This is a genomic window from Microbacterium esteraromaticum (assembly GCF_014084045.1).
GTDB classification, from domain to species: domain Bacteria; phylum Actinomycetota; class Actinomycetes; order Actinomycetales; family Microbacteriaceae; genus Microbacterium; species Microbacterium esteraromaticum_D.
Genome location: NZ_CP043732.1, coordinates 699806 through 712350, shown reverse-complemented (window position 1 = coordinate 712350; position 12545 = coordinate 699806). Strand labels below are relative to the sequence as shown.

The window sequence follows — 12545 nt, the reverse complement described above, 5'->3', positions numbered from 1 at the left end:
GAACGTGATGTCCGTCACGCATTCACCCGATCAATGACGAAGAAGGGAATCAGAATGAGGATCGCAAAGTGGGGAGCCCTCGTCGGCGTCGCGGCAGTGTCGTCGCTGGCGCTGGCCGGATGCTCCAACGCAGATGCCGAGGGAGGGAGCGGTGGCGGCGATGTCACGCTCTCGTTCGCGCAGTGGTGGCAGCCGGAGGCCAACGGCCAGATGGAGAAGCTCGTCGACGAGTTCGAGGAGGCGAACCCCGGCATCAAGATCGAGCTGCAGACCGGTCCGTACGGCGACACCAAGGATCAGCTGGTCGCCGGCGCAGCCAGCGGGACGCTGCCGGATCTGATCGGCCTGGATGGCAACTGGGTCTACGACCTCACCAAGCAGGGCGTGCTCGCAGATCTCGGCGAGGTGTCGGGGGATCCGACCTCATCGACTCGATCGAGGGCGTGGAGGTCGACGGCGGCACGCGCATGCTCAACGTCGTCTACGCGACCTATGTCCTGTTCGCCAACACCGACATCCTCGACGCCGCCGGCGTCGAGGTGCCGACGACGTGGGACGAGTTCGCCGAGGCTGCACGCGCCGTCAAGGCGAGCAACCCCGACGTGTCGCCGCTCGCGCTGCCGCTCTCGCTGGAGTCGCCGGTCGGCATCAAGAACGACGTCCTGTCGTGGTACTGGGCGTCTGAGGGCTCGTTCCGCGACGGTGACGGAGCGGACCTCGAAGACGACGACCTCGCAGAGCTGCTCGACTACTTCGCCGGGCTGAACGAGGAGGGGCTCATCGCCCCGGGGCTGGCGAACATGCTCGAGCAGGACAAGGTCGAATCGTTCGCCAGCGGTCAGACGGCCATGATCGTGTCGGCCACCCCGCACGTCAACGTCATCGGCGAGCGCGACCAGGTCAACTTCACCGTCGGCGCTATCCCGACGAAGGACGGCTTCTCGGGGACGCCTGGGGCCACCTATGCCTCGTGGGGCATCGGCATCGCCGACAGCTCCGATCACAAGGAAGAGGCGTGGAAGTTCGTCGAGTTCCTTCTCGGCGCCGAGCAGAACGGCGCTCTCGCCACCGCCGCCAACATGTTCCCGGCGAATGGGGACGCGTCACCGGACGAGTCGGCCATGGCCGAGAACTCTGTGAAGGCGTTCGAGATCTGGAAGCAGGGCGCTCCCGTCGATGAGTTCCTCGGGCTGCCGGCTGCCGAGCAGCTGCAGCGCACTCTCATCGAGCAGGTGCAGCAGGTCCTCGCCGGTGACGAGGACGCGACCACAGGTCTGAGCAACGCTCAGGTCGAGTGGGACGACATCATCGGGGGCTGACACCGCCCCCGGGGAGGGGAGCGGCGCACGCGGCGCCGCTCCCCTCCCGACCCTGCAAACGTGAATGGAATGTGAGGGCCTCGCATGACCGCGACCGCTGCTCTGATAACGAACGACCCCCGGCGCGCACGGCGCAAGGTCGCCTTCGCAGGCGCCGGCACGCCGTATCTCTTCGTGGCGCCGGCTGTGCTCATCCTCATGTGTCTCATGGGGATCCCGATTCTGCTCGTGATCGTCTACTCGTTCATCGAGCGGGCGGTGACGAATCCCGATTTCACTTTCGTGGGGCTCGCCAACTACACCGAGGTCCTCACCGACCCGAAGTTCCACGACGCGCTTGCCCACACCGTGCTCTTCACCGCCGGATCCGTTCTGGCGCACCTCGTGCTCGGCCTGTTCTTCGCCCTCGTCCTGAACTCGAAGTTCATGCCGGTGGGGCTGCGAACCTCGCTGCGGGCGCTGTTCATCGTGCCGTGGCTCTTCACCATCGCGGCGACCGCCGTGCTGTGGCGCCTGGTGCTGCACCCGAACGGCGTCCTCAACTCGGTGCTGGCCGCGGTCGGGTTCGACGCGCAGGGCATCGAATGGCTCAGCTCGCATGCGCTCGCGCTCCCGACGGTCATCGCCGTGAACATCTGGGCCGGATATCCGCTGTTCATGATCAGCCTCCTCGCAGGGCTGCAGAGCATCAGCCCTGAGCTCTACGAGGCCGCGTCGATCGACAGGGCCGGCAGGGTTCAGCAGTTCTTCCACGTCACGCTTCCGCAGCTGAAGACGACGATCGTCTCGCTGGCGCTGCTCGACGCGATCTGGACCTCCCAGCAGTTCCCCCTCATCTGGCTGCTGACCGGAGGCGGACCGGTGAACGCGACAGAGGTCGCACCCACCTACATCTACAAGCTGGCGTTCTCGCAGTACGAGTTCGCCGAGGCGTCGGCCGCGGCGGTCGTCGTGCTGCTGATCTCGCTGCTGCTCGCGGTGCTGTACGTGCGCTCCAACGCGAAGGCGGTGAGGGAAGGATGACCACGATGATCGAGACCGCCCCGGCAGGCGCCCGCGCTCAGCGTGCAGAGCGGACACGCCGTCGCAAGACGTGGACGATCAGCATCGTCGGCATCGTCCTGGCGATCTTCCCGCTGGCGCCGGTGGTGTGGATGCTGAGCACCGCCTTCAAGCCCAACAACGAGATCTTCGCCAACCCGCCGCGGCTCATCGCCGAGAACCCGACCATCGAGGCCTTCGTCGCCATCCTCACGGATGGCGAGAAGCTTCGGATCTTCGGCAACAGCTATCTGGTGGCCGCGTGCGTCGTGCTCATCACGCTGCTCATCGCCGTGCACGCCGCCTACGCGTTCAGCCGGTTCGAGTTCCGCGGAAAGACGATCATCAACGTCTGCATCATCGCCACGCAGGCCGTCCCGCCGATTACCCTGCTCATCCCGTTCATGGGGCTGATCGTCCTGCTCGGACTCTTCAACAACCTGATCGGCCTCATCCTCGTGTACATCGTGTTCACGCTGCCGTACTGCACGATCATGCTCACGTCGTACTTCAACGGCATCCCGCGCGAGCTCGACGAGTCGGTCAAGGTCGACGGCGGCAACGCGATGACGGCGCTGTGGCGGGTGATTCTGCCGGTGTCCGCGCCTGGACTGGTCTCGGTCGGCGTCTACGCGTTCATCATCGCGTGGAACGAGTACCTGTTCGCGCTGTCGCTGACCAACACCATGGACATGCGCACGGTGCCGATCGGCATCGATCTGCTGATGGGACAGCACTCGTACCAGTGGAACGAGATCATGGCGATGAGCGTGCTCGGCTGCCTGCCCGTGATCGTCGTGTTCACCATCTTCCAGCGCCACTTCGTCGCTGGCCTCGCCGCCGGTGCGGTGAAGGCATGACCCGCGGCCGTGCCGCATCGGAAGGAGCCGCGATGGGCGTCCTGCCCGCGTACGCGGAAGAAGGCGAAGGCGAGCCGCTCGTGCTCGTGATGGGGCTCGGCGCCGACGGCGAGACCTGGAGGCCCCACGTCGACGAGTGGTCGAAGCACTACCGCTGCATCATGATCGACAACAGGGGGATCGGGCGGACGCCCGACGAGGACGGCCCGCACAGCATCGCCCTGCTGGCCGAGGACGTCGCCAGGCTCATGGATCATCTCGGCCTGAGCCGAGCCCGGGTGATCGGCGTGTCCATGGGATCGGCCGTCACGCAGCAGCTCATGCTCAGCCGTCCCGATCTGGTCGGGCGGAGCGTGCTGATCGCGACGTGGTCGCAGGTCACCGCGAGTGTGCGCACGATCTTCGAGGCCCTCGATCGTGCCGCCCGGCACCGCGACCCCGGTCTGCTGCGTCGGATCCTGCACACCGTGACCTGGACTTTCGACTGGACGGACTCGCACCCCGATGAGGCGCGCGCGAAGATCGAGGACCCGGCGCCGATCCCGTTCGAGACGGTGTCCAAGCAGGCGCGCGCGTGCGCATCCTTCGATGTCGCGGACCAGCTCGGCCGGATCGCGATCCCGACGCTGATCACGATCGGCGTCCAGGACCTCATCATCCATCCCGGCCTGTCGCGTCAGACCGCGCAGCTGATACCGGGTGCAGAGGTGATCGAGTACGGGACGGGGCACGTGCATCACTTCGAAGAAGTGCAGAAGTTCAATCACGACGTATTGGAGTGGATCAGATGACCGGTGTCAACATCTCATGCCAGACCTTCAGCTGGCAGATGAGTCTCGAGACCTATCGCGGTCGCATCGGGCACATCGCGTCGATCGCGAAGAAGGCGGGGTTCGCATTCCTCGAGCCGGAGATCGTGCTGCTCGGCGAACTGTCATCGGCAGAGCTCATCCGACGTGAGATTGAGCCTCAGGGCATCCGCATCCCGTCGCTGGTGATCGCGGAGGAATGGGCCGCCTCCGAGGAGTCGGCGGGCGAGCGCGAGCGCACCGACCAGGCCCTGGACCTCGCCGAGGCGCTCGGTGCGACCCAGGTCGTCGTCGTGCAGAAGAGCGACGGGCGTCACGACCTCGCGGAGCGTCAGCGCGGTCTGATGACCTGCTTCGACGCCATCGCCATGCGCGCTGCCGACCGCGGCATCGGCGTGAGCTTCCACCCGAACTCGCTCGACACCTCGCTGTTCATCGATGGGGCCGACTACGACGTGCTCGAGCAGATCCTGCCCGAGAGAGTCGGCTTCGCGCCCGACCTGGGCCATGTGGCGCGCGGAGGAATGGACGTGGTCGAGACCGTCACGCGCTTTCGGGAGCGGATCGTGCACCTGCACGTCAAGGACATGTTCGCGAACGGCGAGTGGGCGCCCACGGGCGAAGGCGTCGTCGACATCGTCGGCGTCTTCCGCCAGCTCTCCGAAACGGGGTTCGCCGGCTGGGCTGCGTTCGAGGACGAATCGGCTCTTGCGGAGACCGACCCGGATGAAGCGACGCTGCGTGCCGGGCGCTGGGTGCGGGAGCACCTCGCCGAATACCTGGCGGATGCCTGATCCGCGGGCATCCGGACACGATCTTTCCCCCTAACGAGAACGAGGAGAAATGTCTGCAATGGCAGATTCAAAAGAACTGAAGGTCGCGATCATCGGCGGCGCCGGCTTCATGGGAAGCGCGCACAGCAAGTCATGGGCGCTTGCGGCGCTGCAGACCCCGACCGACGTCAAGCCCGTGAAGGCCGTCGTCGTGGAACGCGATCTGGATCTCGCCCTGGCGACCGCCGAGAAGTTCGGCTGGGCGGAGGCGGCCGACGACTGGAAGGCGATCGTCGATCGTGACGACATCGACATCATCGACGTCGTCACCCCACCGCACATGCATGCGGACATCGTCTGCTACGCGCTCGAGCGCGGCAAGCATGTCTTCTGCGAGAAGCCGATCGCCAACGCACGAGAGGACGTGGAGCGCATCGTGACCGCGGCGCGTGCAGCCAGTGGCGTCACCGCGATCGGCTTCAACTACCGCCACAACGCCTCGATCCAGTACGCCGCGCACCTCGTCGCGTCCGGGGCCATCGGCGATGTGATCCAGGCGCGCTTCGAGTACCACCAGGATGACGCCTTCAGCGACATGGGCTGGCGCCGGTACAAGGCCAAAGGCGGCTCGGGCGCCTCGAGCGACATCGGATCGCACATCCTCGACCTGGCGCACTACCTCGTCGGCGGCATCGCCGAGGTGAACGCCAGCCTGACGACCGTCACGCTCTCGGACGACGACGACAGCGATGTCGACGACGGCGGAGCCTTCCTCGCCCATTTCGACACGGGCGCGCTCGGCATCTTCTCGTTCAGCCAGAAGTCGCACGGCAACTTCGCGCACATCCGCTTCGAGATCGACGGCACGGAAGGCGGAATCGGCTTCGACTGGAACCAGCGCGACGTCGTGCGCGTGTTCCGCAAGGCCGCCGACGGTCGCAGCCAGGGAGGCTTCGTCGCCACGCCCGTCGCGGCGGGGGCTCCGGGGGTGTGGTTCGGCAGCTCGTCGCTGGGCAGCGGGTACCTCGAGCCCAGCACCAACCTCATGGTCGACTTCCTCGGCGCGATCGAGGGCGGTGACCGGCCGCAGGGCGACCTCGAGCACGGCGCGCGCATCCAGAGCGTCGTCGATGCGGTGTGGAAGTCGGCTGAGACCCGCACCTGGGTCGCGCCTGAGCCGTTCGGAGCCTGACAGGTCCACCAGCCGCCGCAGAGGGCGCTCCGCCGACGGCGGAACGCCCTCTGCGTGGCAGAGAGGCGCGAATCATGATCGAGCACGCACCGGCACGCCCGTCCTTCCACATCGTGGGGGCCAACCCGTCGATGGATCGCACGGTGTTCGTTCGCGACCTCGCCGTCGGCGAGGTCAACCGGGCGGAGCGCGCCGAGCCCATGGCGGGCGGCAAAGGGATCATCGTCGCCCGCGCGCTGCAGCGACTGGGAACGCCGTCGGCGGTGTACGGGTTCGTCGGCGGCGCCACGGGCCGGTACATCCGCGACGAGTGCCGCCTTCTGCGCCTGACCGATCATCACACCGAGGTCGGGGGAGACACCCGCATCAACGCGATCATCGTGGATTCGCGCACAGGTGACGCCACCGTCGTCAACGAGCCGGGGCCGGAGATCACGCCGGCCGAGGCGGAGGACTTCTTCGAGGCCCTGATGCCGCGGGTCGCTCGCGACGACATCGTCGCCCTGAGCGGGAGCCTGCCGCGGGGACTCGACGCGGCGTTCGCCGCCCAGCTCGTTCGCGACGCGAGGGAACTCGGAGCGCGCGTCGTCGTCGACACCTCCGGGCGCGCGCTGCAGGAGGCCGCGGCAGCGACCCCCTGGGCGATCAAGTGCAATCTCGAGGAGTTCGGCGCGCTCGGCACCGACGCGCCGCTCGTCGTGCGCGACGACGCCGATCGACGGCGCCTCGTCTCGCAGATGCACGGGCTGCGGCGACAGGGTGTCGAGATCGTCGTCGTGACCCTGGGCGCAGGCGGTGCGCTCGCCGTGTCCGGTGCCGGCGCGGTCTGGGTGCGCCCGCCGCGGATCGAGGTGGTCAACGCGACCGGCTCCGGCGACACCTTTCTCGCCGGACTGCTGCACGCGCTCGGGCACGGGCGGCCGCTGCCGGAGGCGGTGACCCTGGCGGTGGCGGCCTCGGCGCGCAATGCGCAGCTGCCGCTGCCCGACCTCGGTCCCGCTCCGGAGCTCGGTTCGCTTCTGGCAGGCACCGCCACCGAGATGCTCGACGGAGGGCCTGCAGCGTGAGCGTCATCGGTCTCGACATCGGCACCACCAGGATCAAGGCGCTGCTGCACGACGCGCAGCGTCCGGACCTGCCGGTCGCGGCGGCGCCGACGCCCGTGATCGGGAGTCCGGATGGAGACCTGCGCGACGCCGAAGAGGTCGTGCGTGTGGCGCGGGAATGCATCGCCCGGCTGGTCGCATCCCTGTCGGCGGCCGAGCGCAGCCGTGTCGACGGCATCGGGATCGCCTCGCTCAGCGAAGAGGTGGTGCTCACAGACGGGTCCGGCCGCTCGGTCGCGCCCATGCCGACCTGGTACGCCACCGTCATGCGCGAGGAGTCGGAGCGCGCCGGCCTGAACCCCTCGTTCTCATGGTCGAAACTGCGGTGGGCGCGAGATCACCTCCCGCCTGGGGCGGCGGGTGCCGTGAGCGGCGTGACCTCGCTCGCGGGCTACGTCGCTGCTCGCCTCGCGGCGGATGCCACGCCGAGCGTGGAGTACTCGCACGCGTCGCGCACCGGATTCTTCCTCGCCGACGAACGACGGTGGGATGCGCAGGCCTTCGAGACCTCAGGATGGTCTGCCGCGCTCCTGCCGGAGCTCGGGCCCAGCGGGAGTGTGCTCGGGGCGGTGGCTGCCGAATGCCGTTCGGCATGGGGCATCCCCGCGACCGCAGTGGTAGCGGTGTGCGGGCACGATCATCTCTGCGCCGCATTCGCTGCCGGAGTGCGCAGGCCAGGCCAGATCTTCCTCTCGTCGGGCACCTCCGAGGCGCACCTGCTGCTCGTCGACGACATCGCGGGCGTCGAGATGCCAGAGCACGTGCAGCTCGGTCGATTCGTAGACGACCGCAGCTTCTACCTGCACGCGCACCTGCCGTCCGGTCACCTTCACGCTCATCTGGCCCAGCTCGCAGGCGGCGCGGAGCGGCTCGCTGAACTCGAGCAGCAGGCACTCGACGAGCCCATCGGAGCGAATGGTCTGGTCTGCACCCCGCTCGTGGGCGCTGACCCCGGTTACAGCGTGCGCGGGCTGTCGGCGCATGCCGGCGCCGCATCGTTCGTGCGGGCGGCTCAGGAGGGAATGGCGCTGGCGGCATGGGACCTCGACGACACCCTCGCGGCCCATGCCGGCGAGACCGCATCCCTCGTCATCGCGACGGGTGCCGCCACGGCCAATCCGCTGTGGAGGCGGATCCGGGCCTCCGCCGGGATCGCCCCGCTGGAGGTGGTGGAGGAGCCGGAGCTCACCGCGCTGGGCGCCGCACTCGTGTTCCGGGCCGTGGTGCTTGCGGAGGACCCGCAGCCTGTGCGGCGCGTCTCGATCGCGAGGGAGCCGGACGAGACCGAACCCTATCGCCGGCTGCGTTCCGGGCGGACCGACACGGTCCGCGGCGCGCCGCAGGAAGCAGACCGATGACACTCGCTTCACCCATCGACCTGATCGCCCGACGTGAAGACCGGGACGATCTTCCGGCGGTTCCGGCCTTCAACGTGATCGGCCTGGAGCATGTCGAAGCATTCGTCGACGCGGCCGACTCCCTGAAGGTGCCTCTGATACTGCAGGTGTCTCAGAACGCGACGCGCTTCCGCGGGGGGATCCGGCCGTTCGCCGCCGCCATCGTGCAGCTGGCCGCGGCGGCATCCGTGCCGATCGCCGTGCAACTCGACCACGCCGATGACGTGGACCTCGTTCGCGAAGCCGCAGACGCCGGTGTCACCTCGGTGATGTTCGACGCGTCGACGCTGGAGTTCGAAGCGAACGTCGAGCAGACCAGACTGGTCGCCGCAGAGATGCAGGCGCAGGGCATCTGGGTCGAGGGCGAGCTGGGCGAGATCGGCGGCAAGGACGGCGCTCACGCCTTCGGCGTCCGCACCGACCCTGGTCAGGCCGCCGCATTCGTCGAGCGGACGGGCGTCGACGGCCTGGCCGTCGCGGTGGGCAGTTCGCACGCGATGAAGACTCAGGAGGCGGTGCTCGACCTGGAGCTGATCGCCGAGCTGCGCGATGCCGTACCTGTGCCGCTCGTGCTGCACGGCGCATCCGGTGTCTCGGATCGACGCGTGGCAGAGGCCTGTCGCGCGGGAGTGCGCAAGGTCAACTTCGGCACCCGTTTCAACGGCGCATTCACCGCAGCCCTCCGCGATGCGCTGACCGAGTACGACGGCGTCGACCCGCGGGTGTATCTGCGCCGAGGACGAGACGCGCTCGCCGCGGATGCGAGACACGTCCTGTCGCTGTTCGCCTAGCCCGGCGAGCCCGGCAGAACGCCGCCGGCCGGAAAGCGGAACACGCGCTGCGCCGGCGTGCTGTGCGCGGCGATCATGTGCTCGAGGAGCCGAGCGGAGTACCCGTCCGGATCCCGATCGGCGATGATGCGGGTGAGCTCGGTGTGGTCGGCGACGATCCGCTCCATGCGCGATTGGTCGTGCCAGACCGAGCGCGTGGTCATACGGCGCAGTCGCTCGCGGAGGCCGCGGTACACGTCCGACAGGATGTCGTTCTGGGCGGCGAGCACGATGGTGAGGTGGAACTCGGTGTCGAGCGAGGAGAAGGCCTCGACGTCATCGTCGGCCAGAGCCCGGGTCATCTGCTCGATGACGTCTGCCAGCGCGCGCGACAGCGCCTCCGTCAGGGCTTCATCCTGAGCGACCACGCGGACGGCATGCGTCTCGATGAGCTGCCTGGCTTCGAAGACCTGCTCCATCTCATTCGGCTGGATCGGGACGACGAGCGCGCCGCGCTTCGGGAAGAGCTTGAGCCAGCCCTCGGCCTCCAGTCGCAGGAACGCCTCGCGGATCGGCGTGCGGCTCACAGAGAGCTCCTCGGAGACCTGACCTTCGGTGATCATGTCTCCGGCGGGCAGGTCGCCCTCGAGGATCATCTCCTTCACTCGGAGATAGGCCTGCTCTGAGGCGGAAGGCGCTGGCGACACGGGTGATCCTTCGGTTCGGCGGGAGCAGATCCCATTCTCCACGACTGCCACCGCATGAATGCATCCATCTTCCATCTATGATGCATCTATCGATAGAATCTCGCTCAGACGAACGCCTCTTCCGAACTGGAGACGACAGTGGCCCAGACTTCTCAGTCAGTCATCGACGACCTGACATCAGCCCTCCCGCACGGGGCCGTGATCACCGATCCGGCCTCCACCGAGGCCTACCGGTGGGATCGTGCTCTCGATCCGAACGCCGGAGTGCCGCTCGCCGTCGTCCGCGCGACGTCAACCGAGGACGTTCAGGCGGTCGTCCGCATCGCCGCGGCGGCCAAGGTTCCCGTCATCCCCCGAGGCGCGGGCTCGGGACTGTCTGGTGGCAGCTCCGCCGTCGAGGGGGCGATCGTCATCTCGCTCGACCGCATGCGCGAGATCCGCGTCGATCCGTCCACCCGCACCGCCGTGGTCCAGCCCGGAGCGTTCAACGCCGAGGTCAAGAAGGCGGCGGCAGAGAATGGGCTCTGGTATCCGCCGGACCCCTCGTCATACGAGTTCTGCTCGATCGGCGGCAACGTCGCGACGAATGCCGGCGGCCTGTGCTGCGTCAAGTACGGCGTCACCACGGACTACGTGCTGGGTCTCACCGTCGTCCTCGCCGATGGCCGTGCGGTGAGGCTCGGCGGCCCGCGCCTGAAGGACGTCGCGGGGCTGTCGTTGACGAAGCTGTTCATCGGCAGCGAGGGCACGCTCGGAGTCATCACCGAGATCACGCTGCGCCTCATCCCCGCGCAGCTGCCGCCGACCACGCTCGTGGCGACGTTTCCCACGCTCGCCGGTGCCACGCAGACCGTGCTCGACATCTCGCGCGAGATGCGCCCGTCGATGCTCGAGTTCATGGACAAGGTCACGATCAACGCGGTCGAGGACGATATCCGGATGGGGCTCGACCGCGACGCCGAGGCGATGCTCGTCATCCAGTCCGATGAGCCCGGTGAGCACGCGCGAGCGCAGATCGCGCGGATCGAGGCGATCTGCGAGGCGAACGGCGCCACCGAGGTCTACGCCACCGACGATCCCGACGAGGGAGAGGCGTTCGTGCATGCACGGCGCGTCGCGATCCCGGCGGTCGAGAAACGGGGCTCCCTGCTGCTGGAGGACGTCGGGGTGCCGCTGCCGCGTCTGGGCGATCTCGTCGACGGCATCGCGGAGATCGCCGAGCGTCGCGATCTCACGATCGCCGTGCTCGCGCACGCCGGCGACGGGAACACCCATCCGCTGATCGTGCTCGACCCGACCGATCCCGATCAGCAGGCGCGCGCGGAGATCGCCTACGGCGAGGTGATGGACCTCGCCATCGCGCTCGGGGGCACGATCACGGGAGAGCACGGCGTCGGGCGCTTGAAGAAGCGCTGGCTGCCCGACTACCTCGGGGAGGACGTGATGGAGCTCAACCACCGCATCAAGGCCGCGCTCGACCCCGACGGCCTCCTCAACCCCGGCGCCGTCTACGCAGACGACCTCCGGCTGCCGTGACCGAGCCTCGGTCCGCCCAGGCGCGGTGGGGCGGTCCGGGGCGGTCTAGGGTGCGACGCGGCGGTGCGCGGCGAACGCCTCGCGCAGCGCCGTGCGCACGACGTCGACCGCCTCGTGGGCGCGCGACGCGGCGCGCACGGCGGTGAAGACCTCGCGTACCGGCGAGCCGGGCAGGTCGGCGACGGTCAGCGGGCTCGGCTCGTCGCCCCAGATGAGGTCGGGCAGCATGCCCACGGCGTGACCGGATGCCACCAGCCGCACGTGCGCAGTCAGGTCGGCGGCCTCGAAGCGCACGTCGGGCTCGAACCCGGCGGCTCGGCACTGCTGCACCGTCCACTGCCGCACGGCCGTGCCCTCCGGCTCCATGACCCAGGCCCGGTCGCGCAGCTCATGCAGCGGTGCCGGATGCTCGGCCGGCGGCAGCACGATGCGGATCGGGTCCTCGCCGAGCAGCTCGTGCACGACCCCGTCGCGCCGTTCACGGGTCTGACCGGGGTACTGCTCGGCGATCACCAGGTCGAAGCGCCGTGCCCACAGCTCGAACAGGCTCTCCTCGGGCGGCAGCTCGGCGAGCTCGACACGCAGCTCGGGGGAGCGCTCGGCGAGCAGCGTGAGCGCCGCAGGGGCGATCGTCTGCGCAGCGGTGGGCATCGCCGCGATGCGCACGGGCTCCCATCCGGCGTGCGCGGCGAGGGATGCGCGCGCCTCCTCGTCGAGCTCGAGGGCCCTCGCGGCGTGCTCGGCCAGCATCCGGCCGTGCGGCGTCAGCCGAACCCGGCGCCCGTCGGGTTCGAGCAGGGCGACGCCCGCCTCCTTCTCGAGCAGAGCGAGCTGCTGCGACACGGTCGAGGGGGAGTAGGAGAGGGATGCCGCGACCTCGGCGATGGTGCCGCGCAGGGCGAGCTCGTGCAGCAGCCGCAGTCGTCTCAGCTCGAACATGTCAGCTCCTCGGATGCATGGGTCGCGTCGCGCTTCGCTCGCTCGACGACCGATGGGAAATATCGAACAATACTATTCAGAAACGATCGCTTTTCT

The 12545-nt window shown here is 68.4% G+C and carries 12 protein-coding genes and 1 pseudogene; 11 read left to right on the top strand and 2 right to left on the bottom strand.

What is annotated here, in order from left to right:
• Positions 1–33: 33 nt before the first annotated feature.
• The 10 genes and pseudogenes from FVO59_RS16720 to FVO59_RS03445 all read left to right on the top strand — a co-directional run.
• Positions 34–399, top strand: a pseudogene (locus FVO59_RS16720) (ABC transporter substrate-binding protein); the annotation flags it as partial.
• Positions 357–1319, top strand: coding sequence for an extracellular solute-binding protein (locus FVO59_RS03485; RefSeq protein ID WP_430736343.1), 963 nt, complete (start codon positions 357–359; stop codon positions 1317–1319). The pseudogene FVO59_RS16720 and the gene FVO59_RS03485, both read left to right, overlap by 43 nt.
• A gap of 84 nt (positions 1320–1403) precedes the next feature.
• On the top strand, positions 1404–2342 hold the full coding sequence (locus tag FVO59_RS03480; RefSeq protein ID WP_182254685.1) for a carbohydrate ABC transporter permease: 939 nt from the start codon (positions 1404–1406) through the stop codon (positions 2340–2342).
• A 5-nt stretch (positions 2343–2347) separates the two neighbouring features.
• The gene (locus tag FVO59_RS03475) at positions 2348–3220 is read left to right on the top strand and encodes a carbohydrate ABC transporter permease (RefSeq protein ID WP_182254683.1); all 873 of its coding nucleotides are present in this window, start codon (positions 2348–2350) and stop codon (positions 3218–3220) included.
• Positions 3221–3252: 32 nt separating this feature from the next.
• Entirely contained in the window at positions 3253–4011 is a 759-nt protein-coding gene (locus FVO59_RS03470) for an alpha/beta fold hydrolase (RefSeq protein ID WP_182254681.1), read from the top strand.
• Complete coding sequence (locus FVO59_RS03465) at positions 4008–4823, top strand: sugar phosphate isomerase/epimerase family protein (RefSeq protein ID WP_182254680.1); 816 nt, start codon at positions 4008–4010, stop codon at positions 4821–4823. Before FVO59_RS03470 ends, FVO59_RS03465 begins: the two co-directional genes overlap by 4 nt.
• Before the next feature lie 58 nt (positions 4824–4881).
• Positions 4882–5994, top strand: a complete 1113-nt coding sequence (locus tag FVO59_RS03460) for a Gfo/Idh/MocA family protein (RefSeq protein ID WP_182254678.1) — start codon at positions 4882–4884, stop codon at positions 5992–5994.
• Between the two features lie 74 nt (positions 5995–6068).
• Positions 6069–7061 (top strand): 1-phosphofructokinase family hexose kinase, encoded by a 993-nt coding sequence (locus tag FVO59_RS03455; RefSeq protein ID WP_182254676.1) that lies wholly within the window; start codon positions 6069–6071, stop codon positions 7059–7061.
• Positions 7058–8458, top strand: coding sequence for an FGGY-family carbohydrate kinase (locus FVO59_RS03450; RefSeq protein WP_182254674.1), 1401 nt, complete (start codon positions 7058–7060; stop codon positions 8456–8458). The genes FVO59_RS03455 and FVO59_RS03450 overlap by 4 nt, the downstream gene beginning before the upstream one ends.
• Entirely contained in the window at positions 8455–9288 is an 834-nt protein-coding gene (locus FVO59_RS03445) for a class II fructose-bisphosphate aldolase (protein ID WP_182254672.1), read from the top strand. The genes FVO59_RS03450 and FVO59_RS03445 overlap by 4 nt, the downstream gene beginning before the upstream one ends.
• On the opposite strand, the gene FVO59_RS03440 is transcribed toward FVO59_RS03445, so the two are convergent.
• Positions 9285–9974: a GntR family transcriptional regulator gene (locus FVO59_RS03440; RefSeq protein WP_220465694.1), complete on the bottom strand. Its 690-nt coding sequence runs from the start codon at positions 9972–9974 to the stop codon at positions 9285–9287. The genes FVO59_RS03445 and FVO59_RS03440 overlap by 4 nt on opposite strands.
• Before the next feature lie 138 nt (positions 9975–10112).
• Here FVO59_RS03440 and FVO59_RS03435 point away from each other — a divergent pair, with 138 nt between their 5' ends.
• Entirely contained in the window at positions 10113–11510 is a 1398-nt protein-coding gene (locus tag FVO59_RS03435; protein ID WP_182254668.1) for an FAD-binding oxidoreductase, read from the top strand.
• Positions 11511–11555: 45 nt separating this feature from the next.
• Here the strand turns inward: FVO59_RS03435 and FVO59_RS03430 are convergent, their stop codons facing one another.
• Positions 11556–12449, bottom strand: a complete 894-nt coding sequence (locus FVO59_RS03430) for a LysR family transcriptional regulator (protein WP_182254666.1) — start codon at positions 12447–12449, stop codon at positions 11556–11558.
• Positions 12450–12545 lie beyond the last annotated feature (96 nt).